Annotated in this window: 18 protein-coding genes; 10 read left to right on the forward strand and 8 right to left on the reverse strand. The window is 65.0% G+C overall.

Annotated elements, in window-relative coordinates:
- Positions 1-34 precede the first annotated feature (34 nt).
- Positions 35-928 carry a GIY-YIG nuclease family protein gene (locus QNN98_RS11515; protein ID WP_283997228.1) on the reverse strand — a complete coding sequence of 298 codons (894 nt, stop codon included), beginning with the start codon at positions 926-928 and terminating at the stop codon, positions 35-37.
- A 401-nt stretch (positions 929-1,329) separates the two neighbouring features.
- Between QNN98_RS11515 and QNN98_RS11520 the strand changes: the two genes are divergently transcribed.
- Positions 1,330-2,538, forward strand: a complete 1,209-nt coding sequence (locus tag QNN98_RS11520; RefSeq protein WP_283997231.1) for a DNA cytosine methyltransferase — start codon at positions 1,330-1,332, stop codon at positions 2,536-2,538.
- A 108-nt stretch (positions 2,539-2,646) separates the two neighbouring features.
- On the opposite strand, the gene QNN98_RS11525 is transcribed toward QNN98_RS11520, so the two are convergent.
- Positions 2,647-3,801: a GmrSD restriction endonuclease domain-containing protein gene (locus QNN98_RS11525; protein WP_283997233.1), complete on the reverse strand. Its 1,155-nt coding sequence runs from the start codon at positions 3,799-3,801 to the stop codon at positions 2,647-2,649.
- Positions 3,798-4,595: an FRG domain-containing protein gene (locus QNN98_RS11530; protein ID WP_283997235.1), complete on the reverse strand. Its 798-nt coding sequence runs from the start codon at positions 4,593-4,595 to the stop codon at positions 3,798-3,800. Before QNN98_RS11530 ends, QNN98_RS11525 begins: the two co-directional genes overlap by 4 nt.
- Before the next feature lie 860 nt (positions 4,596-5,455).
- Here QNN98_RS11530 and QNN98_RS11535 point away from each other — a divergent pair.
- Entirely contained in the window at positions 5,456-6,727 is a 1,272-nt protein-coding gene (locus QNN98_RS11535) for an arginine deiminase (protein WP_283997237.1), read from the forward strand.
- Positions 6,728-6,788: 61 nt separating this feature from the next.
- Positions 6,789-7,400 (forward strand): phosphatase PAP2 family protein, encoded by a 612-nt coding sequence (locus QNN98_RS11540; RefSeq protein WP_283997239.1) that lies wholly within the window; start codon positions 6,789-6,791, stop codon positions 7,398-7,400.
- Here the strand turns inward: QNN98_RS11540 and QNN98_RS11545 are convergent.
- Entirely contained in the window at positions 7,397-7,786 is a 390-nt protein-coding gene (locus QNN98_RS11545) for a hypothetical protein (RefSeq protein ID WP_283997241.1), read from the reverse strand. The two genes, QNN98_RS11540 and QNN98_RS11545, sit on opposite strands and share 4 nt — an antisense overlap.
- Before the next feature lie 183 nt (positions 7,787-7,969).
- Here QNN98_RS11545 and QNN98_RS11550 point away from each other — a divergent pair, with 183 nt between their 5' ends.
- Together QNN98_RS11550 and QNN98_RS11555 are read left to right on the forward strand one after the other, a co-directional pair.
- Positions 7,970-8,452 carry a hypothetical protein gene (locus QNN98_RS11550; protein ID WP_283997243.1) on the forward strand — a complete coding sequence of 161 codons (483 nt, stop codon included), beginning with the start codon at positions 7,970-7,972 and terminating at the stop codon, positions 8,450-8,452.
- 356 nt (positions 8,453-8,808) lie between these two features.
- A complete protein-coding gene (locus QNN98_RS11555) occupies positions 8,809-11,565 on the forward strand; it encodes a beta-glucosidase (protein ID WP_283997244.1) in 2,757 nt (918 codons plus the stop codon).
- A gap of 46 nt (positions 11,566-11,611) precedes the next feature.
- Here QNN98_RS11555 and QNN98_RS11560 read toward each other — a convergent pair whose 3' ends face one another.
- Positions 11,612-12,547: an alpha/beta hydrolase gene (locus QNN98_RS11560; RefSeq protein ID WP_283997246.1), complete on the reverse strand. Its 936-nt coding sequence runs from the start codon at positions 12,545-12,547 to the stop codon at positions 11,612-11,614.
- Between the two features lie 277 nt (positions 12,548-12,824).
- Between QNN98_RS11560 and QNN98_RS11565 the strand changes: the two genes are divergently transcribed.
- A complete protein-coding gene (locus QNN98_RS11565) occupies positions 12,825-15,584 on the forward strand; it encodes a beta-glucosidase (protein WP_283997248.1) in 2,760 nt (919 codons plus the stop codon).
- 116 nt (positions 15,585-15,700) lie between these two features.
- On the opposite strand, the gene QNN98_RS11570 is transcribed toward QNN98_RS11565, so the two are convergent.
- Entirely contained in the window at positions 15,701-16,951 is a 1,251-nt protein-coding gene (locus QNN98_RS11570; RefSeq protein WP_283997250.1) for a serine hydrolase domain-containing protein, read from the reverse strand.
- 169 nt (positions 16,952-17,120) lie between these two features.
- On the opposite strand from QNN98_RS11570, the gene QNN98_RS11575 reads away from it, so the two are divergent.
- Positions 17,121-18,344, forward strand: a complete 1,224-nt coding sequence (locus QNN98_RS11575; RefSeq protein WP_283997252.1) for a sensor histidine kinase — start codon at positions 17,121-17,123, stop codon at positions 18,342-18,344.
- The gene (locus QNN98_RS11580; protein WP_227913400.1) at positions 18,341-19,015 is read left to right on the forward strand and encodes a response regulator transcription factor; all 675 of its coding nucleotides are present in this window, start codon (positions 18,341-18,343) and stop codon (positions 19,013-19,015) included. Before QNN98_RS11575 ends, QNN98_RS11580 begins: the two co-directional genes overlap by 4 nt.
- Before the next feature lie 41 nt (positions 19,016-19,056).
- On the opposite strand, the gene QNN98_RS11585 is transcribed toward QNN98_RS11580, so the two are convergent.
- Positions 19,057-19,584, reverse strand: coding sequence for a hypothetical protein (locus tag QNN98_RS11585; protein ID WP_227926809.1), 528 nt, complete (start codon positions 19,582-19,584; stop codon positions 19,057-19,059).
- A 279-nt stretch (positions 19,585-19,863) separates the two neighbouring features.
- Between QNN98_RS11585 and QNN98_RS11590 the strand changes: the two genes are divergently transcribed.
- A complete protein-coding gene (locus tag QNN98_RS11590; protein ID WP_283997255.1) occupies positions 19,864-20,637 on the forward strand; it encodes an excalibur calcium-binding domain-containing protein in 774 nt (257 codons plus the stop codon).
- Positions 20,638-20,818: 181 nt separating this feature from the next.
- On the forward strand, positions 20,819-22,000 hold the full coding sequence (locus QNN98_RS11595) for a hypothetical protein (protein WP_283997257.1): 1,182 nt from the start codon (positions 20,819-20,821) through the stop codon (positions 21,998-22,000).
- Here QNN98_RS11595 and QNN98_RS11600 read toward each other — a convergent pair.
- The gene (locus tag QNN98_RS11600; protein WP_283997259.1) at positions 21,997-23,190 is read right to left on the reverse strand and encodes an acyl-CoA dehydrogenase family protein; all 1,194 of its coding nucleotides are present in this window, start codon (positions 23,188-23,190) and stop codon (positions 21,997-21,999) included. The genes QNN98_RS11595 and QNN98_RS11600 overlap by 4 nt on opposite strands.
- Positions 23,191-23,216: the final 26 nt, after the last annotated feature.

Below are 23,216 nucleotides of genomic sequence, written 5' to 3' on the forward strand. Positions count from 1 at the left end.
GACCGTCGAGGCTGGTCGTTTCAAGAACAACTTCCTAGTCCTCATCTTCGGGCACATTGTCCTCGTCTTCCACCAGACCATCATCATCGAACTGGGGGACGTGGACGAAGTGCTGGAACCCGCCGCCCTCCGAAAGCCAAACCCCTGTGCGTGACTCATAGGTCTCAGGGTCTGCTTCTTGATAGCAAATTATGTAACCGGGGAAACTCGTGATCATCCAACCAGCGGGAAGCCGTTGTGCCAGCCAATTCATCCATTCCCCTACTGTCATTGTGAGTGCATCCGGTCGTTCGGACGAGACATCGATGAGTCTGAGATCTTTTGCCTCGGGGCTCTTGCTGGGGAACCGAAATGTGTACGGGAGAGCTAGCTTTATCCCGGTCATCGTTTGGTAAAGAGTTTCAATCGGCTTCTTGGATTTGGGGCTGATGTTCAAATCGATATTTATCCCAAACATGCGGTCAAAGTGCTCCTCCTTGACCATGGAGTTATCGCGCTTTCGCCCGGGGTCGTTATTGCCAAACCCGTTCTGATTCCACGGGGCTTGATCCTTCGATTTCAGAGTTTGTATTAGCATTTTTTCAGGAGCCATGCTATCTAAGTCCTCATTTACGTAAAGGCAGCGGAACGTAATCCGATCCAGAAGCCCTGCGGTTCTGCCAGAGATCTTAGAAAAATGTTTTGTCAGCCTTTTGGGCAGCGAGCCCTTCGACTTGCCAATATAAACCGAGTTTCCATCCAACATCAGCTGATAGATGCCGCCCCGATCGTCCAAGAGATCCAAATTTGCCCTCGTCAGCTTGGCTGGGGGCAGGTGGTCAAGGGCGTGGGTCAATTGGATTTTCAAGGCCTGGGTGATTGAAAGGCTGAAGTCGGCAGCGAATTGTGCATCACCAGCACTGTAAAGCGAAGTCGTTCTCTGTGTCATTAGGTTTACGTTATAGCACCGTGGCTAGCGGTGCCTATCTCCGTGATGGATGCGTAGCGATCTAAAGTGAACGTCCTTACCGAATCTCATTCACTGGGGCACCCATGTGTCATGTTTGTGGCGCATCCTCGGCCGCCGCCAGTGTAAGTTCCGAGTGACGTATGGCACCGGCGGAAGATGCGCATTCACATACCGTGCTGTTCAGTATGTAGCAACGTAAGCATCGAGAACCACATTTAGGTCGAATCGCAGCCAAGGGGGGGGGGGGGAGAACCAGTGGGGACCATCCCTCCACATGTGACCTAGCGCGCATTAGTAGGGAGGCAGGTGTCAGCAGGCACTCCGGTAGTCAGAGGTGCCTGTTAAGCTAGTCTCCGTCCCTAATCCATTCGGAGGAGCCCATGTCGTTGAGAGCAGTTGAACTATTCGGTGGTGCTGGGGGGCTGGCACTCGGTACACACGCGGCGGGTTTTGCGAATGAACTTTTCGTCGAGTGGGATCGTTGGGCCTGCGACACGGTTAGGCAGAATCGGAAGGCGGGACACAGCGCTGTTCAGGGCTGGGATGTCAGAGAAGGCGACGTCCGCAAGGTAGATTTTAGCGTGGTCCCGGACGGTCTGGATCTCGTCACCGGAGGGCCCCCGTGTCAGCCGTTCAGCATGGGCGGTAAGGCTAGGGCCTCCGACGACAAGCGAGATATGTTCCCGGCGGCTGCTGAAGTCGTTCGTACGCTTAGACCGCGTGCGTTTTTGTTGGAAAATGTGAGGGGTCTTAAGAGAGCGGCATTCTCGGATTATTTCGAGTTTATTCGCTTACGCATGCAGTACCCCGAGTTGGTGGCAAACGATAATGAAAGCTGGCTCGATCACTTTCGGCGGCTGCAGAGAGAGCATATCGCAGGCCAACATGATTCTTTGACGTATAACGTCGCTGATACTCTGGTGAATGCCGCAGACTATGGAGTGCCGCAACACCGCCACCGAGTCTTTATTGTGGGTTTTCGAGCTGATATCGATACTGAATGGGCCTTCCCGCAGCCTACACATAGCCATGACGCCCTACTTGAGGCGCAGTGGGTGACCGGTAATTATTGGGACGAGCATTCCGTTCCGACGAAAGAACGTCCCTTGCTTCCGTCTCGTTTCGAGTCCCGAATCCGTAAGATTCGTGATGGTCAAATTGAAGTGAATGGGCGCCTCCCCTGGCGTACTGTTCGCGATGCGCTAAATGGCATGCCCGAACCCTTGGCCGGGGGAGTGGCTGGTTGGAAGAACCATAATCATCAGCCAGGCGCTAGGGCGTATCCGGGGCACACAGGATCCCCGCTGGATGAACCCAGTAAGGCCCTAAAAGCTGGAGGCCACGGCGTTCCAGGGGGAGAAAATATGCTACGTCGGGTCGATGGCTCTGTTCGCTATTACTCGATACGGGAAGCCGCGCGGATCCAAACGTTTCCTGATGATTATGAATTACATGGTGCCTGGGGTGAAGCGATGCGCCAACTAGGAAACGCCGTTCCGGTGCTCTTGGCTAAAACCGTGGGGGCAGCAGTTGCCGGACATCTCAACTCCGCCCGGATGAGGGATGAAGCAGTACTCCAGGCCAGTTGAACACGAGGTAGTCGGAACGCCTGTTACATAGTTCGTCCCCGTATCGACTTATGGTGCGCGATACGGGGACGCCGTATACCAATTATGTGAGGTTCATTTTAGCAATAATTATTCATCCCCCGTACCCTCGCCTGGGACATCGAACACGTCACCCAACCTCTCCAGCCCTGCGAGTGCATCTCGCTCCGTACCGTTCATCAAGAACGAGCGGAGAATTTCTGCCCTTCTTTCGAGTGCCCTTCCGTCGTTTGTGGACTGCACGAGAGCGTTGTATTCACGGAGGCGGGCGTTCCCGCGGCTGGAATAGTCTGGGTTGTCTTCAGACATTTTCGCTGCCTCCTGCCGCAACTCCTCGAAACGCATCAGTTTTTCTCGGTTCGTCACGGATTCTGTACTTGCTTCCCGAAGAACGATGTAATAGACAACGAACGTCCCGATAGACGCGAGCAGTTTGTCCTTTTCGCTGAATAGACGGTCGAACCGATCAAGAGTTTCGCTAACCTTCCGCTGGTATTCGTGCATTTCGGTAGTAGATATCGCCGCAGGTGTAGAATGGGTTGCCACGAATAAGTCGTACAGGGTGGCAGCTTTCGTGTCTAAAACACGACCCTTTTTTGCTGTTTGATGCTCAATTGCTAAAAACTTAGCACTCAACTCTCGGTACTTAAATCTCGCGTTCCGAATTGGTGAGCATCGAACTAGGGCCGAGTGCTCAGCCAGCGCATTCGCAGCGTCCCGTGTCGCTCCGGAAATGGCATTTCTGCGTTCAGCTGCGGTAAGAGACGAAGAAGCGTTGAGTCGCTGGAATAGTTCCTCTATCAGGTCTCCAGTATCTGTTGAAACACTAACTACGGGCAACTCGAAGTCCAAGAAACGTTGGGCTAGGAGCGGGTACTTTTCTTTAAGCTCTGACAGGGATAGGCCGCCGGCCTTGACCCCTTCATCTTCAAAGAACCTGAAATCTGGCGAGAGCCTAAGATCGTCAGCCAGGAAGCTCTGCACGGCTTCGAGGCGCTGTTTTCCGTCGATGACCGCATATTGATACGTCAACCCTGAGGGCGTTTTATGTCTCACCGACGCTTTTTCAAAGTACAACTTGGGAAGGTCAAATCCGTTTATGATGGAGTCGATGAGGGCAGCACGAGTATCGCCGCCCCAGATTCCGCCTTCGCGCTGGTACGGCGGATCTTCATCAATAACCTCCTGCATCCGTCTGAATTTAGAAATAGTTAGCTCCGGGATTCTCTCAGTACGAATTCTCATGCCGAGCCCCTTTCGAAATTGCCTTTGATGCTTCGAGAAATTCGGTCGAGGTCGCGGTAAATCGATACTTCATTGAAGCCTAAAGCATCAAGTTGTAAACGAAGATCGCGCTTATTCGCGCTAGGGATATGGAACGACTGTAGTGACCGAGCGTTGCGAAGAGGCTCTTGCCCTGCCTGAATCGGACTCTGTCCGACTGTGAACATCCCACTTTGAAAACGAATTCGATCGAAGAGAAGAGGTGCGACAACGGCTCTAGGCTTGCGCCTATTTCTAAGATCCCGCCCCGGCAAGTAATCCTCAAGCGTTTGGTCTGATTCAGTCAGGAGCCGCGGGTGGCCGGCATCGTCGTCCCCAGCTTCTTGGTTCAACTCGTGAGGGTGGATTAAGAAAAACTCTCCGTCCGGTTCCAGCTGTGAATCTGGCGACGCTTCACACGCGAAGTAAAGTGCTACGAGTGGACTCTGGGACCAATCGAGTAAACGAGTCGGCAGGGAATGGTGCTGTGCAAAAGTCATCCAGCCCCATTCGTCAAAGTCGTATTGGAGACCAGCTGCCGCAGCTTCCTGTCTGAAGCGAATCAACATCGCGCTCTCGTTGTCGCGGTGTGCGGGTTTCCGGAATGCCGACGGCTCAAGGTCCCATGTGTGGTCTTTGTGGCCGCGATACCAGATTTCACGGCCATCAGCAGTCACTGAACTTAAAATTCTTACAAGATCTTCTACACTAGTAATATAGGCAGTTTGGGTAGCAGACCCTACATCGGCAAGAGTCGGTTGCGTATCGTCAGTCACGGTTATGAAGTTACCAAGAAGAACTGCAACCTGCGAACGCTTTACCTGTTCTGACCTCACATCCTGCTAGCTAGCAGCACGTTACGACGATCATGAGATCAACTATTCCGGACATGGTCCTTGTGGTGTTCATTTGATGCTTGAAAGGGCAAGCATGTGGCTATGTCCAGTATCAGTTTGGGCATAGGAGAACGGACAGTGGACGTGCGGAAGGGGGATGTACACGGCCCGTCAAGGCTGTTTAGTCGTTTGCTCGCGCTAAAAGGGAGCCAAGAGGCTCCCCCTGACCTACGAATAACTATCGGTGCTTTTTAGAAGAGCGTTCGCTTAGGATTTCATTACTAGCGACGCGCCTACCTATAGGCGATAAGCGTGCCTGCAAGGGCGTAGGGCTTTACAACTGCGCTGGAGGTCCCTGTCGCTCTACCGTCTGCGGAGGAAAGAAGGCCCTCGAGGTGCAGGAAACACGGTTCGGCACCGCGTCTCTGTTCAGCTTCTCGGGGTAGGGCATTTCGGTAGCGTCTTCTGCCTCTGGTGCGAGCGGAGAGCTTGCAGAGGCAGGAATAGATGCATTCCTGGGGAAGCTGGAGAGCCATTCTGGGGTGACTGTCGTCAGCCCGAATCGGCGCGTCCGCAGGCTCACCACCCATAGAATGTCTCCCTAACACCGCTGGATGAGGAATCCGTCCTCTGCGGTCTGAGCACCTCGGAGTTTCTACGCGGGCGAGGGTCCGTATACTCAGGCACCCCGCCGCTCTACCAATGGAACGAGCCACCCAGGGGCTCTATTTCCCCGAATTCGGCCCCCCGCCCCTCCGTCTGCAAGGATGCATGTAAGCCTGCTGATAAAGGAGTCATCCATGCCTTCCCCCGCCCCCGTCGCCCCACAAGGACCTGCCTCCACCTACGGCGTCCACTCGGAGGTCGGCAAACTCCGCAAGGTCCTGGTCTGCGCCCCCGGGCTGGCCCACGAACGGCTGACCCCCACCAATCGGGAAGACCTGCTCTTCGACGACGTGATGTGGGTGGAGAACGCCCAGCGCGACCACGCCGACTTCGTCACCCAGATGACCGACCGCGGCGTGGACGTCGTGGAACTGCACGAACTGCTCGGCGCCACCATGGACCAGCCCGAGGCGCGGGCCTGGCTGCTGGACCGCAAGATCATCGCCAACCGGGTCGGCCTCGGACTGGTCGCCGGCACCCGGGCCTTCCTGGACTCCCTCACCGGCGCGGAACTGGCGCGCTACCTCATCGGCGGGCTCACGACGTCGGACGTTCCCGACGACTACCTCGGCAGCTACGTCGCTCTGGTCCGCGAATCCACCGGCCGGCCCGAATACCTGCTGCCGCCGCTGCCCAACACCCTCTACACCCGGGACACCACCTGCTGGATCGGCTCCGGGCTGACCCTGAACCCGCTGTACTGGCCGGCCCGGCACGACGAGACCCTGCTGATGCAGGCGATCTACCGGTTCCACCCGGACTACGTGGGCGCGAAGATCTGGTGGGGCGACGCGGAAAAGGACTGGAGCCAGGCCTACCTGGAGGGCGGCGACGTCATGCCCGTGGGCAACGGCACGGTGCTGCTCGGCATGGGGGAGCGGACCTCCCGGCAGGCCATCACCCAGCTCGCCCAGGCCCTGTTCAAGGACGAAGCCGCGGAACGGATCGTGGTCGCCGGCATGCCCAAGCTCCGTTCGGCGATGCACCTGGACACCGTGTTCACCTTCGCGGACCGGGACCTGGCCACCATCCACCCGGCCATCGTGGACGGCATCCACCCCTTCACCATCCACCCCTCGGACAAGGCCCCCGGCCTGGAGGTCCGCGACCACCGGGACCGCCGCTTCGTGGACGTGGTCGCCGAAGCCATGGGCTACAAAAAGCTGCGACTGGTGGAGACCGCCGGGGACTACCACGCCACCGAACGCCAGCAGTGGGACAGCGCGAACAATGCCGTCGCCCTCGAGCCCGGGGTGGTGTTCACCTATGACCGCAACACCCAGACCAACGCAGCGCTGCACAACGCCGGCGTCGAGGTCATCCCGATCGTCGGCGCCGAACTGGGCCGCGGCCGCGGCGGCGGGCACTGCATGACCTGCCCGATCATCCGGGATCCGCCCGACTAACAACGACGGCGGCCGGCGGCGGCACGACGCCCCGGCCGCCCCGCCCCAGTAGAATCGACTGATGCCCTCCACCCTGCAGCAGCACACCCCGCAAGCCTCCGCCGCCTCCACGCGCGCGGCGCGCATCGTCACCGAAACAACCGCCCCGACCGTCCTGGTGGGGATCCTCCTGCTGCTCCAGCCCCTGCTCACGCCGGGCGTGACCTGGCTGCAGGGCACCCTCGCGGCGCTGTTCACCGTTGGGCTGCCGTTCGCCGGGATCCTGGTGCTAAAACACCGCGGCAAGGTGAGTGACCACCACATCGGCGTGCGCACCCAGCGGGCTCCGATCCTGGGTGCTTCTGCAGCGTGCATGGGCATCGGCGCACTGATCCTGGTCCTGCTGGACGCCCCGGCGGAATTGTTCGGCGAAATTGGCGGGGTCTTCATCGGCATGATGCTGTGCCTGGGAGCGAACCTGGTGTGGAAGCTTTCGGTACATTCCGCCGTCGCCGCCTACGTCGGGCTGGCCCTGCTGGCCCCCATCCCGGCAGTCGGAGCGGCGCTGGCCCTGCTGCTGGCCTCCGCCACCGGTTGGTCGCGGGTGAAGCTCGGCGACCACACACCCACGCAGGTCCTGGCCGGGCACGCCGCCGGCTGCCTGGCCTTCGCCGCGGCCCTGTTGCTGCCCTAACCGCTCACGCGGGCGGGCTGCGCGTTGTTCCTCTCCACAGCCTTTCGGGCGGCAATGTTCCGTCCGTGAAGAACCAGCGCAAGAATGATCAGTGGGACGTGGATGGCGGGAAGGTTCTTGGCCAGCCGGTGCGGGAGATAGATGTCGGTGACCGATCCGGTTTCGTCTCCCAGATCCCGCGCCACCGCCGTAAGCGGGCAGTGAAATCCGTTGCCGGCGAAGATCAAGGTCTCAGCAGCGACCACCGCGGCCGCGGCCCCTGCCCTGCGGTCAGAGCGTTTCCGGATTCCGGCGATCAGCACGTAAAGCATGCAGCCCTCAACGGTGAACCACACGACCGTGTGAAACGCCTTCACCGCCCGGAGCAGCAGCCTGCGCTTATCCATGCCCCATTATCGTGCCGGTTCAGGGGAAGCGACCACCCTCGCTCCTCAGGCGCCCCCGCCCACTCGCCACGCCACCGCCCCCGCCAACCCAACCTCCAACGTGCGATAAAGTCGGTTCAGTCTCTTTCCACAGACGCACTTGTGAAACACGGACGCGTGAAACAACAGGGGGAAGCAATGCCAATGCGTTTTCGGAAGCCGAAGCGGGCAACCTCAAAAGCAGTAGTCGACGCCCTGGAGCTGGACGAGCACGTCACCTTCGATGACCTGCTGGCCGCCGTGACGAAAACGCACGGCAAACCCATTGAACTGCGCGACATTGACTCCTCCGTGATCCCGTCCGTCACCGGGCTCTGGATCGAGAAGGAAGCCAAGTCCATCATCCTGCTGCCCTCCGGCGACCACCGGCTGCACCGCACGCACGCCGCCTGCCACGAGTTCGGGCACATCCTGCTGCGCCACCGTGGCTGCGGGGGAGTGGAAACCACCATGCCCTCGGTGTTCCAGCACGTCGGCAGCCGGCAGGGCATCCGCCGGATGCTCGCACGCTCGCTGGACTGGAACGAAACCGAACGCGCCGCCGAACAGGTGGCCTACCTGCTCTCCATGGCCCTGCTGCCCGAGGACTGCGACAGCGACAACCCCTTTGAACGAACCTTCCGGTAATTACCCTGTAAATCCTGCCCGCCCGCCGCGCTGTGGGCAGTGGTTCCCCTGCCGGGGAGGGCGGGCCCTGCTCAACCTGGTTGTCCACCTTGGTTGCGCACCCCCTCGGCAGCACCAATCTGCCCGCGTCGCTCCCAACCCCGCCCATCTCGGTTGACCCTGCCCGGACGCCTCCATAGCGTTCCCCCATCACTCGCCGCACCCGCACTGACGGGGCCGGCAGGTCAGCGGCCGGGGCACCCCGTGGGGGACGCAGGGGAGCCCCGGCGGCGTATTGTCCGCACGCCAGTGGCGGCGGATTCCAGCGGTAGCCGCCGCGCCCAGGGGGTGAACGCGGCCCGTATGAGGGAAGCACCATGGAACCAAAGCGAAGTATCAACCAGTCACCCCGCCGCCGGGCCACCCGGTCCCGGCCAACCCCACACATCTTCCGCAAAACCATCCCCAAGAGAAGCATCCGCAAGAGAACCACCGCCCTGCTCGCCGGACTGCTGATGGCGGGCAGCTTCCTGCCGGTGGCCGCCGTGGCCGCCGAACCGGCGCAGACCGGCGTAGACATCCTGCAGGCCGCCCCGCCGGACATCTCCCAGTTCCCCTGGGGCGATCCCAGCCTTTCCCCGGACCTGCGGGCCACTCTGGTGGTTGCCGCCATGTCCCTGGAACAGAAGGTGGAACTGCTGGTCCAGAGCGGCGGCACCGGGGTTCCCGAGTTCGGCATCCCGCCCATCCGCAGCAAGGACGGCTGCTGCGGGCTGGCCCTGGAAACCGAACCCAGCACCTCCCTCCCGGTGGGGCTGAGCCTGGCATCCGCCCTCGATCCCACCCTCGGCCGCGCCTACGGTGCCGTTGCCGGGGAGGAAGCCCGCGCCACCGGCTACAACACCATTGCCGGCCCCACCATGAACCTGGGCAAAACCCCCTACAACGGCCGGCTCTGGGAGGCCTTCGGCGAGGATCCGCTGGTCAGCGGGGACAGCGCCGTCGCCCAGGTGCAGGGCGAGCAGGGCGCCTCCGTCTCCGCCCTTCCCAAGCAGTACATGCTCAACAACTTCGAGACCCGGCGCGGAAACGTGGACGTGCTGGTGGACCAGCGGACGCTGCAGGAAACCTACGTCCGGCCCTGGGCGCAGATGGTGGAGGAGTCCGATCCCGGCTCCATCATGTGCTCCTTCAACAAGGTCAACGGTGAGTACGCCTGCGGCAATGACCAGCTGCTGAACCAGATCCTCAAGACGCAGACCGGGTTCGCCGGGTTTGTCACCTCGGACTTCAACGCCGCACACAGCTTCGCGGACTACTCCGCCGGGCTGGACGTCTCCGGTCCGGGGCTGGAATTCTCCGGCCCGAACCTGCTGGCCGCGGTACAGAACGGCACCGTGTCCGAGGCGCGGGTGACCGACGCCGCCCGCCGGGTGGCGCGCACCATGTTCGCCAAGGGCATTGTGGACAACCCGCCCATCGACACCTTCGTGAATCCGCAGCCCACCGATATTCCCATCCCGGCGAACATGCTGGACGCGCACGACGCCATTGCACAGAGCGTCGCCGAGGCGGGCACGGTGCTGCTGAAGAACGACGGCGCCCTGCCGCTGGCAGCGGGCACTCCATCCATCGGGGTGATCGGCTCCGACGCCGACTGGTACATCGACGGCGGCGGCTCCGGTGCCGTGCCGACCCCGGCACGGCTGACCACCATCCTGGACGGCATCACCGCCCGGGCCGGGGACGCAAGCGTGGAATACGCCCGCGGCACCGACCCGGTGGGCCTGGGCGACACCATCCCCGGCCCGCCCCCGCTGCCCAGCGGAGTGCTGACCGACGTGAATGCCGAATACCGGCTCGGGCTGAACAACTTCGAGGGAACCCCCACCCTGGCCCGCACCGAACAGCAGGTGAACCTGCGCACCGGCATCTCCGCGGACGAGATCAACACCTCCCAGGTGCCCGGCGTGGGTGGGGAGCTGGCCGCCTCGCCCATGACGGCGGTGTGGACCGGCACCATCGTGGCGCCGGCCACCGGGAACTACACGTTCTCGCTGACCCACCTTGGCACCGCCCGGCTGTTCCTGGACGGTGCGGAAGTGATCAACGAGCCGGCGGACAACCTGGCCACGCAGGAAATCGGCGTGAACATGGCCGAAGGCCAGCGCATTCCGATCCGGATCGAATACATCACCGACGCCCCGAACCAGTTCAACGGCGGACTGAACGACCAGCCGGGCGCAATGATCCGGCTGGGCTGGACCCCGCCGGCCGGCGTGCTGCAGCCCTCCATCCAGGAGGCCGTGGACGTTGCTTCCCGCAATTCCGTGGCCGTCATCGTGGCCCGGGACTACACCGGCGAGGCCGCGGACCGCGGTTCCCTGACCCTGCCGCAGAACCAGGACGCGCTGATCAGCGCGGTCACTGCGGCGAACCCGAACACCGTGGTCGTGCTGGCCACCAGCGGCCCGGTGACCATGCCGTGGATCGACGCGGTACCCTCCGTCCTCGAAGCTTGGTACCCCGGGCAGGCGCAGGGCCGGGCGGTGGCGTCCGTGCTGTTCGGGGATGTGAACCCCTCCGGCAAGCTGCCGGTCACGTTCCCGGTCAGCGACCAGCAGGCGTCTGCGGTGACCCCGCCGTATCCGTTCAACTTCCTCACCACGGTGTCCCCGGTGGTGCCGTACGCCGAAGGCGTTTTTGTCGGCTACAAGGCGTACACCACCCAGGGCGCGGTGCCGCTGTTCCCGTTCGGGCACGGGCTCTCCTACACCCGGTTCGACTACGCGAACCTGTTCGCGACGCCGGAGGTGGACGCCGACGATCCGGACGCCGAAGTGGCGGTGCAGGTGACCAACATCGGCACCTATCCGGGAGAGGAAACCGTGCAGGTGTACGTGGGGAACCTGCCCACCGGCGTGCCGACGCCGGCCCGGCAGCTGGCCGGCTACGGCAGCATTTCGCTGCCGGCCGGCGGGATCGGGACGGTGAATATCGACCTGGATCCGCAGTCCCTGCAGTACTGGGACGTCAACGCGGGCGGCTGGGTCACCCCCACCGGCCAAGTGCCCATCTACGTGGGCCGCTCCGTGGATGACATCCGGCTGGCCGGGTTCATCACGGTGGTCTAACCCGGACGCAGGGGCCCGGAGCGCTACGCTCCGGGCCCCTGTTTTCCTATCCGGGCAGGACCGCGTCCGCTGCCAGGGCCTGCCGGAGCCGGGCGCCGATGAACTCCCGTGCCGCGCCGGCGTCGTCAATCAATCCAGCCATGTACAGGAAGGGATGCACCTGCCCGCCGAAGCGCACCGCGGTGGTGGGCACGCCCGCCTCCCGCAGCTGACGGGCATACGCCTCGCCCTCGTCCCGCAGCGGATCGCACTCGCCGGTGATCACGGTTGCCGGGGCCACACCGGAAAGATCTGGATTCCGGGCAGGGGACAGCCGGATATCCTCCAGGTCCGCACCACCGGCGTAGGTGTCCACGAAGTACTGCATGTCCCGCCGGGTCAGGAAGTGCCCGTCCGCGAACTCGGCGTAGCTCGCCGTGGAGCCCACGCGGGCATCGGTCACCGGATAAACCAGCACCTGGTGTACCAGCGGCGGCATGTGCCCGGCCAACTGCTGGGCGGTGACCGCTGCCAGGTTGCCGCCGGCACTGTCCCCGGCCACGGCCACCCGGTTCGGATCGATGGCCAGCCCCGACTCCCCGGAGAGCAGGGCAAGGGTGACCGCTTCGGCGTCGTCGGCTGCCGCGGGAAACACGTGCTCGGGCGCCTTGCGGTAATCCACGCTGACGACGATGGCGCCGGAATGCCGCGCGAGGGCGCGGGCCGTCGTGTCTGCGATCTCCAGATCGCCGAGGACCCAGCCGCCGCCGTGGATGTAGGCGACCGCCCCGGGCAGCGTCCCGTTCGGCGCGTCCGGCGAATAGACCCGGACCGGCACCCCGGCAATAGTCCGGTCCCGGACCGAAAACAGGTCAACAGCGGCGCCGGTCAGGGGCAGGGCATTCTCCAGATCAGCGCGGTTCTGCTCGGCTGTCTGGGTGTCCAGCGGCGGGGCATCCTTCAAGAGGTCGAGAAACGCCTGTGCCTGGGGATGGACCTGCATGTGCTGCTCCTGGGGTTGCCGGATGGGACAAGAAATCTAGCATGCCCTGCCGCGAACCCCGCACATCTCGGTTGACCGTGCCCGGACGCCTCCATAGCGTTCCCCCATCACTCGCCGCACCCGCACTATCGGTCCGGCAGTCCAGCGGCCGGGGCCGCCTCACCGGGGGATACACCGAGCGCCCCGCCGTGTCCTGATCCGCCCGTAACACCCGGCGGATGTCCAGCGGTAGCCGCCGCGCCCAGGGGGTGAACGCGGCCCGTATGAGGGAACCACCATGGAAGAAAACCGCAGCACCGGCGGGCCGCCCCGCCGTCGTCGTACATCCAACTCCCCGAACCCCGCCAAATTCCTGCGAAGGGCCATGGCACTGCTGGCCGGGACACTGCTCGCCATCACCAGCTTCCTACCGGCAGCCAGTGCTGCCGGCTTCCCGGCCACCGTCCGGGCCACCGTCGCAGCCGCTGTACCAGCGATAAACCTGGACGCCCCCGAACCGCAGCAGGTCGAGGACCAGCCCTGGCGCGATGCGTCGCTGTCCCCGGAGCTGCGCGCCCTGCTGGTGGTCAACGCCATGACCTTGGAGCAGAAGGTCAACTATCTGGTCCAAAGCGGCGGCCCCGGCGTGCCCGAGCTCGGCCTGCCGGCCATCCGCAGCAAGGACGGCTGCTGCGGCCTGGCGCTGGAAGACACCGTGACCACGGCGCTGCCGGTCGGCGTCGGCCTGGCCTCCACCTTCAACAACACCTACGCCCGCGCCTACGGGGCGGTGGGCGGGGAGGAAGCCCGCGCCACCGGCTGGAACGCGCTCGCCGGGCCCACCATGGACCTGGTCAAGACCCCGTACAACGGGCGGATGTGGGAGGACCTGGGCGAGGATCCGCTGCTCAGCGGGTCCATTGCCGCCTCGCAGGTGCAGGGCGAGCAGGGCGCGGACATATCCGCCCTGGTCAAGCACTACAACCTGAACAACTTCGAATCCCGGCGCGGACACGTGGACGTGGAGGTGGACGAGCGGACCCTGCAGGAGACCTACACGCGGCCGTGGGAAACCGTGGTCCGCGACGCCGATCCGGGCGCCATCATGTGCTCCTTCAACAAGGTCAACACCGAGTTCGCCTGCGGCAACGCGCCGCTGCTCAACGGGATCCTCAAGACCCAGCTCGGCTTCCGGGGGTTTGTCTCCTCGGACTTCAACGCCGCGCACAGTTTCGCGGACTACGCCGCGGGGCTCGACGTCGCCGGGCCGGGCCTGGAGTTCTCCGGGCCGGCGCTGCTGGCGGCGGTGCAGAACGGGCAAGTGTCCGAGGCACGGGTGACCGATGCCGCCCGGCGGGTGGCCCTGACCATGTTCGCGAAGGGCATTTTCGACAACCCGCCTCCGGGGTCCTTCGTGAACCCGCAGCCCACCAACGTCCCGGTGCCAACGAACCAGCTGGACGCGCACGCCGTGATTGCCGAGGACATTGCCGAGGACGCCGCGGTGCTGCTGAAGAACGACGGCGCGCTGCCGCTGGCCTCCACCACGCCTTCGGTGGCGGTGATCGGTTCCGACGCTGATTGGTACATCGACGGCGGCGGCTCCGGGGCCATTCCCAACCCGGCACGGCTGACCACCATCCTGGACGGGATCACCGCCCGGGCCGGGGACGCGGACGTGGAATACGCTGCCGGCACCGACCCGGTATCGCTGGCCGACACGCTGCCCGGCGCCCCGCCGATCCCCAGCACGGTGCTGACCAACGTGCAGGCCGAGTACCGCAGCGGGATCAACAACTTCACCGGCGACACGGTGGTGGCCCGCTCCGAACGGCAGATCAACCTGCGCACCGGTATTTCCGCGGACACCATCAACACCTCCCAGGTGCCCGGACTGCCGGTCCCGCTGGTCTCCGCGCCCATGTCCGTGGTGTGGACCGGAACCCTGGTGGCTCCGGCCACCGGGGACTACACCCTGACCATGGCGCATCTGGGCACCGCCCGGCTGTTCGTTGACAACACCCTGGTCACTACCGGGGAACCGGCCCCGTACAACCAGACCGAATCCGCGATCAACCTGGCGGCGGGGCAGGAAGTGCCGATCCGGGTGGAATACACCACGGACGCACCCAACCAGTTCAACGGCGGCCTCAATGACCAGCCCGGCGCCATGATGCGGCTGGGCTGGTTCGCCCCGGAGAACGCCCTGTCCCCGTCCATCCAGGAAGCGGTGGACGTCGCCTCGCGCAACTCGGTGGCCGTCGTCGTCGCCCGCGACTACACCGGGGAGGCAGCCGACCGCGGCACGCTGACCCTGCCGCAGGACCAGGACCGGCTGATCCGGGCCGTGTCCGCGGTGAACCCGAACACCATTGTGGTGCTGGCCACCAGCGGACCGGTGACCATGCCGTGGCTGGATGCCGTTCCGTCAGTACTGGAAACCTGGTATCCCGGGCAGGCACAGGGCACCGCAGTGGCCTCGCTGCTGTACGGGGACGCGAACCCGTCCGGCAAGCTGCCGGTCACCTTCCCGGTGTCCGAACAGCAGGCCACGCAGGCCGGGCAGCAGAACACCTTCTACCTGATCAACGAGGTGGATCCGGTGGTCCCGTATGTGGAGGGTGTGTTTGTGGGCTACAAGTCCTACACCACGCAGGGCCTGACGCCGCTGTTCCCGTTTGGGCACGGGCTTTCCTACACCCGGTTCCAGTACGGGAACCTGCTGTCCACCCCGGTGGTGGACGCGGCGGATCCGGCGGCGGAAGTCTCGGTGCAGGTCACCAACCTGGGCACCCGCGAGGGGCAGGAAACGGTGCAGGTCTACGTGGGGAACCTGCCCACGGTCATCCCGACGCCGGCCCGGCAGCTGGCCGGATACGCCAGCATCACGCTGCCTCCCGGGGCAGCCGGGACGGTGAACATCGACCTGGATCCGCGTTCCCTGCAGTACTGGGACACTGCGGCGAACGGCTGGGTGACACCGACCGGTCAGGTGCCCATTTACGTGGGCAGCTCCGTGAATGACACCCGGCTCGCGGGGTTCATCACGGTGGAGTAGCTGCTGCTGAGCTGAGTGCAGGAGTGCAAGGCGGGAGTGCAAAGCAGGGAGCCCGGGGCGTTTTCGCCCCGGGCTCCCTGCCGTGAGGACCCGCTTTCCGCGTCGAGCACCAGCGGCTACTGCGAGCACAAGACCGTGTCCAGGGCCTGCGTCACGGACTTGTAGTTCTCCAGGACCAGCTCCTCGTTTGCCGGGTCACCGATGGCTGCGGGGAGGGACGTGACGGCAATGGTGAAGGCGGTGCCGTCGGCGGTCACCCCATTGCGCGTCTCGTAGCCCTGGATGTCTCCGCCGTGGCCCCAGATCTCGCCGCCGCAGCTCAGCGGGTACCGCTCCAGGCCGAGCCCGTACTGGGCGCCCGGAAACAGGGTCTCGTCCGAGGGCACCGTCTTTTGCATTTCGGCCATTGACACCTCCGTGAGCAGGCGGCCGTCGACCACGGCCCGGTTGAACTCGTTCAGGTCGCTGGGACTGGCGATGATTTCCCCGGCCGCCCAGGCCCAGGAGGGATCCAGCTCGGTCACGTCGAACTGTTCCAGGTCAGCCTCCATGTGGTAGCCGGACGGGTGTTCGCCGCGGATTTTCTGTTCGCCCTGGGCCGGGAAATAGGTGTGCTGCAGGCCGAGGGGTTCGATGATGCGGCGGGTGATTTCCTCGCCGAGGGGGCGCTGCGTCACCTTTTCCACGAGCAGCCCGAGCACGATGTAGTTTGTGTTGGAGTATTCCCAGCGTTCCCCGGGGCTGAACAGGGCCGGCTGCGCCAGGGCCATGTCCATCAGGTCCCGGGGAGACTTGTAGGAGTGCTGCATCTGCTTGAAATCAACGGCCAGTGCGTCCGTATACTCGGGCAGCCCGCTGGTGTGCTGCAGCAGCTGCCGGACGGTGATGTTCGCGCCGTCGATCCCCTCGCCGTGCAGCAGGCCGGGCAGGTACTTCTCAATGGGAGCGTCCAGCTCCACCGATCCCTGCTCCACCAGCTGCAGCACGGTGACGGCGGTGAACATTTTCGTGTTGCTGCCAATGCGCACCTCCCCGTCCACCGGAACGTCCTCGCCGGTTTCGACGTTTCCGACGCCGGACACAAAGTCTTCATGGCTGCCGTCCGGATGCGTCAGCGAGGCCAGGGCTGCGGGAAACCCGCGGTCCACCAGTTGATCCAACTGCGTTTGGATCACTGTGTTGCCGGCAGCCGCGGTTGGGGCGTCGGTGGTGTCGGCGGCGGCAACGGAGCTGATGCCCCACCAGGCACCGGCACTGACCGTGCCGGCGGCCAAGAGGCCGGTCGCCGCAAAGGCAATGGTGCGTTTGAACGACGACGGCGCCCTGGTGTCGTGGGTGGTGGCCGCGGATTCTGTTTCGGGATTCATGGTGGCGTTCCTTCCGGTTATGGCGGGGCACCTGGTGCTCGTTGCCCTCGGTTGGTGGTGAGAACCAGCCTTCCCGGAAGCGGAACGCAGCGCCCCCGGCCTGCGAACAGGATTGGACCTGTTCTTGCGGATAGGGCGCCCTCCACCTGGGGTAAGCGAGAATGATCCGATGCTCATCAATTCCGGCCCGGCCCCGGCCCCGGCCCAGGCCCAGCCCCGGGCGCGGAAGGCCCGCTGGAAGTTCGCGCCCACCGTGCTCATTGTTTTGCTGGCAGTGGGCTATGTGTGGGGCGTCCTCACCTTCGAGGCGGATTCGGTTAAAGGTCCGCTGGATTTGATGCCGGTTCTGCTGATGCTCGCCCAGGCCGCGGTATTGCCCGCACGCCGCCGTTTTCCGTTCGGTGTTCTCCTTTTGGTCACCGCCCTGGACGGCCTCACATTGTTGTTTTCCGCGGGCGAGGTGGGCACCGGAACTATTGCGGTAATAGTTGCCGTGTATGCCTATGTCCGTGAAACCGCCAGCCCGAAACGTTACCTGGTGCCGGCAGGGCTTGCCGCGGCCGCCGTCGTCGTAACGATGGTCGCTGTGCAGGCCAGCGCGGTGGTTCCTGCCGAACTCATTCCAACCTTTGCGGCGGCACGCACCGCTTTGGTCTTTGGGCTGGGAGTGGTTGCCGCCGAGATTATCGGCGGGCGGGTCCGGCTCCTGGAGGCACTGCAGGAGCGGGCCGAAGCCGCGGAACGCGAAAAGGAACGCCTGGCCGAAGAGGCCGTGCTGCGGGAGCGGACACTGATGGCCCGGGAACTGCACGACGTCGCGGCCCACCATCTGACCGGCATCATTGTCAGCGCCCAGGCGGCACAGGCATTGCGGACCTCCGACCCTGAGGAAGCCGGCGAATACATCCGCCAGGTGCAGCGCGCGGCGAGGACCACACTGGACAATCTCCGCCAAACGGTGGGACTCCTGCGGCCCGACGCCGAAGGCGAGCTTGCGCCCGTTGCCTCCATGGAGAACCTTCCGGCGCTGGTTGCCGAAGCATCGCAGGCGGGGACCCAAGTCCGCTTTGAAGAGTCCGGGACGCCGCGGGAGCTCCGGCCGCTGGCGGGGATCGCGGCGTACCGGATGGTCCAGGAATCCCTCGCCAATGCGCTGAACCACGCCCCCGATGCATCCCGTGCTGTTCGCGTGGACTACGGCCCGACGTCGGTGCGGCTGACGGTTGCCAATGACGCGCCGCCGGCTAAACCGCGGCAGGGATCGCGTTCCGGGTACGGTTTGATCGGCATGGCCGAGCGTGCGGAACTGATCGGCGCAACCCTGCGCACGGGACCCGATGACCACGGCGGCTGGACCAATACCCTGGTGATTCCCTATGAGGACGAGACATGACGATCACAGTAGCCATCGCCGATGACCAAGCGATTGTGCGGGCCGGACTCCGGGTGATCCTGGAAGCCGGCTCCGACGTCGAAGTGGTGGGTGAGGCCAGCGACGGAAACGAGGCCGTGGCGCTGGTGCGCGAGCTGCGCCCGGACGTCATCTGCATGGACATTCGGATGCCGGGCCTCAACGGCATCGCTGCGACGCGGACCATCACCGGCGATCCGCAGAACACTACGGGGGTGCTGATGCTCACCACCTTCGAACTCGATGATTATGTTTTCGGCGCCCTCGAAGCCGGAGCCTCCGGGTTCCTGCTGAAAGGAGCCGACGAGGACGCGCTGCTGGGTGCAATCCGTTCCGTCGCCCGCGGGGACGGCACCCTGGACCAGCGTCTGACCCGCCGCGTGCTGATTGAGTTCGCTAACCGGACCGCCGGGCCGCGCAGCGCGCCGGCGTCGCTGGTTGTGCCGCTGACAGCGCGGGAGACCGAAATCCTGACGCTCCTGTGTGAAGGGCTGTCAACGCAGGAGATCAGTGAGCGGCTGTTCGTGGAGGCCACCACCGTGAAGTACCACGTGGCGGGAATCTTGACGAAAACCGGTGCCCGCGACCGGATGCAGGCCGTGGTGTGGGCGTTCCGGAACGGCGTTGTGCCCCTGCCCCGGGTTGGCGGCTGACAGGGGAAGCATCAGGGGAGCGTCAGCGGGGTGCGGCCAGGTCAGCGGGCGAGGTGGTCGCCTCGTTTCCGTGGCCGGTCCGGTTTCTTTTTCGGCGCCGCTTTCCGGGCTGCACGTTCCGCTCCGTGCTCGCCCGGTCCACGGTACAGCACGTCCCGCCGGCCGTCGCTGAGGATCCGCAGTTCCCCGACCAGGCCCCGGCGCAGTTCCATGAGCTCGAACTGATAACGTGCGGGATCGTCGCCGGCCACGCGCAAATACCGGGTGCATGCTGCGGCCATGCGCATCAGCACTTCGTTGGCTCCGGACCGGGTGTGTACCTGTGCCAGGGTTTCGATCACTTTCTCCCGGAGGTCGGCCACTGCGGACCGGGCGCGGTCCACCTCCGGCCCCGGGGTTGCCGCCCGCGGCTCTATGGGCGCCAGGGTCTGCTTCAGGTGCAGGTACGTCACCAGCTCGTTCAGGGCGCGCGACCCCTCCCGCCGGTCGACGGACGCCTTGGCCAGCCAGCCGGTGCCAAAGCCGACCGCAAGCACCAGCACCACGGTCAGAACAAGCAGCCAGTCCATAACGCGCCTCCGAAGCTCACCCGATCACCGTGCGTGCGCCGGTGGTGCCCGGTCACAGGGGGATGGAAGCTACGTGCCCGGGCGGGGACAAGCCAGAGAAGCCGGAGGAGCAGAAGGGCTGCGGTCCTCGAATCGGCGGTCAAGGTGCCTCAACTACTTGGATTCGGACGGCTGATGAGAATCTGGTTACTGGCCGGTAACATTTCGGCCCGCGGGCTGCTACTGTGTCACTCGATGCGTTCGCATCCACTTTCACACGCTTTCTTTCCTGGGGGATCCATGTCATTTCTGCCTCGCGCCCGTTCACTATCGTTAGGCGCGGTCACCCTGACTGCGGTCCTGGCCCTCACTGCTTGCGGTGGCGGGTCGGAAGGCTCTGAGCCGTCGGCGTCCGCAACGCCGTCGCCCACCAAATCCACCGCGTCGGCGTCGCCGACGCCAACCGTTGTTGCCAACCAGGCCTGCAAATCAGCCGGGGTCACGCAGACGGTCAAGCAGTCAGCGACGCCGACGCCGACCCGGAGCGCGAAGGGCTCGACCGCTAAGGCCAAGGCTTCGCCGTCGTCTTCGCCCTCGACCACAAAGGCTTCCCCCTCGGCGACGCCCACCGCGCAGAGCACCGTGTATGTATGCACGGAAAATGACAACGGCAAGCTCGTCTGGATGACCGAGGACGATTCCACCAAGATCGTTGCCGCCCGCCAGGAGAAGGCCGACAAGGAGGCAGCTGAGAAGAAGGCAGCCGAGGAAGCGGCCGCGGCTGCCGAAGCGGCCGAACAGCAGCGCCTTGCCGACGAGGCCGCCGCTGCAGAGGCTGCAGAAGCGCAGCGCGTAGCCGATGAACAGGCTGCGGCCGCGGCTGCCGAAGCCCAGCGCGTGGCGGATGAACAGGCACGCCAGCAGTATGTTGCTCCGGCCCCCGCTCCGGCAGCGGCCTATTACCCGAACTGCGCAGCAGCGAAGGCTGCCGGAGCAGCCCCGGTACGGATCGGCCAGCCGGGTTACGGCACCCATCTGGACCGTGACGGCGACGGCGTCGGCTGCGAACGGTAGCCATCAGTTTCGGCAACCCCTAGATGTTGCCCTTGGAGCCGCCTAGCGTGGTTCCAAGGGCAGCCCCCGCCGGAGCTCACCGGAGCCTCGAACCCGGACGGTAAAGCTGCTGCAACAGACGCCGGACTAATCCCCGCCCGCCAGCGGCGGGAGCGCACCGGCACCGTCCCGCCGAGGCCCTATGTCCCACCAGCCCACGCCCGACCAGCCGGATCCCGAGTCCGCCTCCTCCGCCGGTCCGTCAGCCCACGCCCGACCCGGTAAACCAAGACCCGGTGCGCCCTCACCTCTCCGCAATCCCCGCACCGCCTGGCCGGTCCTCGGCGTGGTGGCGGGGCTGCTGTGGGTCGCGGTACTACAGGGGGTTGGCGGGGTAGCGGTGTGGATCCTGGCCGCCGGAGTCCTGCTGCTGTGCAGCGCCCTCTATGCCCTGGGTTTCCGGCGCCGCAGCTGGGCAGGGCTGAACACGCTGCAGCAGCGGAAATTCGCCCTCTCGGTCAGCGGCGTGGTGCTGGTGATGGGCGTGGTTGCCGGGGTGATGTCCGTGCCGCATCCGGCACGCACCACCAACGACGACGCCGCCGCGGCCCCGCCGCCCCCTGCGACGCAGCCGCAGCCGTCTTCGCCCGAGACCGCAGACCCGCGGCCGCAGGATGTCCGCGCCGATGTGCAGGGCGCTCGCCTGCCCGCGGACACACCGGAAAGCAGCCCGGCGGCCGAAGCCGCACTGGCCAACTCGCCGTGCACCGCCGAGGGTGCAACGCGGCTGCAGCGCGAGATCGAATACCGTTGCACGGCCAACACCGCAGGGCAGCTGGTCTGGATGGATAGGGCAACAGCGGACCTGCTTGTCGAAGCGCGGGCCGTGGCGCAACGCGCTGAAGCGGACAGGCTGCAGGCAGAACAGGCGGCCCGGGAAGCCGCTCGCCGGGCCGCCGAACAAAACCCGTCCGCCACCCTGCCGCCTGCGCCTCCGCCCGAAGTTCCGGGCGAGCCCGGACCTCCGGATCCGCCGTCCCCGCCTGACCCCACCGAACCGGCAACGCCGGACCCGACGACGCCGCCCCCGGCACCGGGCACGCCGGACCCGGGAACTCCCGCCCCGGGCACGCCGGATCCGGTAACGCCACCGCCTGCCCCCGGCACTCCGGACCCCACCGTGCCGCCGACCCCGCCGCAGCCGGACCCCACCGCGCCGCCGGACCCACGCGTGCCCCCGGACCCGCCCGCACCTCCGGATCCGACTGTGCCGCCGCCGTCGGGCCGCTCGGTTACACCTCCGGTGTCGCCCCCAGCGCCGACCCGGGACGCGGGCACCAACCAACAGGACCTGGAGGCAGCGCAGATCCCGGCACCGGTCTAGCGGAAGGCCGGGATGCCGGTCAGGTGCTGGCCCAGGATGAGGGTGTGGACCTCATCGGTGCCCTCGTAGGTGCGCACCGATTCCAGGTTGTTGGCGTGGCGCAGCGGCGAGTAGTCCAGGGTGATGCCGTTGCCGCCCAGCAGGGTGCGGGCCTCGCGGCAGACGGCAATGGCTTCGCGGCAGTTGTTCAGCTTGCCCAGCGAGATCTGGTGCAGGCCCAGCGTGCCGGCGTCTTTCTTCCGGCCGATGTGCAGGGCAAGCAGGAAGCCCTTGTTAATTTCAAGGGCCATGTCCACCAGTTTCTGCTGGGTCAGCTGGTACCCGGCCAGGGGTTTGTCGAACTGCATCCGGGTCCGGGAATAGGCCAGCGCGTCTTCGAAGGCATCCCGGGCGGCGCCCATGGCACCCCAGATGATGCCGTAGCGGGCCTCGTTCAGGCAGGAGAACGGCCCTTTGAGGCCCACGACGCCGGGCAGGACAGCGTCGGCGGGCACGCGGACGTCGTCGAGCGTGACGTCGCATTGGATGGAGGCGCGCATGGAGAGTTTCGGTTCAATGGGGGTGGCGGTGAAGCCGGGGGTGTCGGTGGGGACCACAAAGCCGCGGATGCCGCCGTCGGTCTGCGCCCAAATCACGGCCACCTGCGCCACCGAAGCCAGTCCAATCCAGCGTTTGGTGCCGCTGAGGACCCAGTCGCCGCCGTCGCGCCTCGCGAAGGTGCTCATGCCGGCCGGATCCGACCCTGCGGTGGGCTCGGTGAGGCCGAAGCAGCCGATCGCCTCGCCGGCGGCCATAGCCGGCAGCCAGCGCTGCTTCTGTTCCTCGGAGCCGTGCTTGTGGATGGCGGACATGGCCAAGGAACCCTGCACCGAGACGAAGGTCCGTATTCCGGAGTCCCCGGCCTCCAGCTCCGCCGCGGCCAGCCCATACTCGACGGCGGAGCGGCCGGCACAGCCATAGCCCTCCAGATGCATGCCGAGCAGCCCGAGCTTAGCCAGCTGAGGGACGATCTCCAGCGGGAACTCCGCGTCCTCGTACCAGCGGGCGATGTTCGGCTTGATTTCGGCGGCCACGAAGGCGCGGACGGTATCGCGCAGTGTGATCTCCTCCGCGGTCAGGAGGCCGTCGAAGTCGATCAGGTCTCCGGGACCCGGCAGGGAGCTATCCGGGAGGGAGTCAACAGTTGTCACGGGGAGACCTTCGCGTTGGCAGGGGT

It is taken from the genome of Arthrobacter sp. zg-Y1143 (genome assembly GCF_030125565.1).
In the GTDB taxonomy this organism is placed as follows: domain Bacteria; phylum Actinomycetota; class Actinomycetes; order Actinomycetales; family Micrococcaceae; genus Arthrobacter_B.

Excerpts from the sequence above, each read along its gene's own strand:
- QNN98_RS11515 (WP_283997228.1), bottom strand. The coding sequence starts at position 928 with ATGACACAGAGAACGACTTCGCTTTACAGTGCTGGTGATGCACAATTC.
- QNN98_RS11520 (WP_283997231.1), top strand. The coding sequence starts at position 1,330 with ATGTCGTTGAGAGCAGTTGAACTATTCGGTGGTGCTGGGGGGCTGGCA.
- QNN98_RS11525 (WP_283997233.1), bottom strand. The coding sequence starts at position 3,801 with ATGAGAATTCGTACTGAGAGAATCCCGGAGCTAACTATTTCTAAATTC.
- QNN98_RS11535 (WP_283997237.1), top strand. The coding sequence starts at position 5,456 with ATGCCTTCCCCCGCCCCCGTCGCCCCACAAGGACCTGCCTCCACCTAC.
- QNN98_RS11540 (WP_283997239.1), top strand. The coding sequence starts at position 6,789 with ATGCCCTCCACCCTGCAGCAGCACACCCCGCAAGCCTCCGCCGCCTCC.
- QNN98_RS11545 (WP_283997241.1), bottom strand. The coding sequence starts at position 7,786 with ATGGATAAGCGCAGGCTGCTGCTCCGGGCGGTGAAGGCGTTTCACACG.
- QNN98_RS11550 (WP_283997243.1), top strand. The coding sequence starts at position 7,970 with ATGCGTTTTCGGAAGCCGAAGCGGGCAACCTCAAAAGCAGTAGTCGAC.
- QNN98_RS11555 (WP_283997244.1), top strand. The coding sequence starts at position 8,809 with ATGGAACCAAAGCGAAGTATCAACCAGTCACCCCGCCGCCGGGCCACC.
- QNN98_RS11560 (WP_283997246.1), bottom strand. The coding sequence starts at position 12,547 with ATGCAGGTCCATCCCCAGGCACAGGCGTTTCTCGACCTCTTGAAGGAT.
- QNN98_RS11565 (WP_283997248.1), top strand. The coding sequence starts at position 12,825 with ATGGAAGAAAACCGCAGCACCGGCGGGCCGCCCCGCCGTCGTCGTACA.
- QNN98_RS11570 (WP_283997250.1), bottom strand. The coding sequence starts at position 16,951 with ATGAATCCCGAAACAGAATCCGCGGCCACCACCCACGACACCAGGGCG.
- QNN98_RS11575 (WP_283997252.1), top strand. The coding sequence starts at position 17,121 with ATGCTCATCAATTCCGGCCCGGCCCCGGCCCCGGCCCAGGCCCAGCCC.
- QNN98_RS11580 (WP_227913400.1), top strand. The coding sequence starts at position 18,341 with ATGACGATCACAGTAGCCATCGCCGATGACCAAGCGATTGTGCGGGCC.
- QNN98_RS11585 (WP_227926809.1), bottom strand. The coding sequence starts at position 19,584 with ATGGACTGGCTGCTTGTTCTGACCGTGGTGCTGGTGCTTGCGGTCGGC.
- QNN98_RS11590 (WP_283997255.1), top strand. The coding sequence starts at position 19,864 with ATGTCATTTCTGCCTCGCGCCCGTTCACTATCGTTAGGCGCGGTCACC.
- QNN98_RS11595 (WP_283997257.1), top strand. The coding sequence starts at position 20,819 with ATGTCCCACCAGCCCACGCCCGACCAGCCGGATCCCGAGTCCGCCTCC.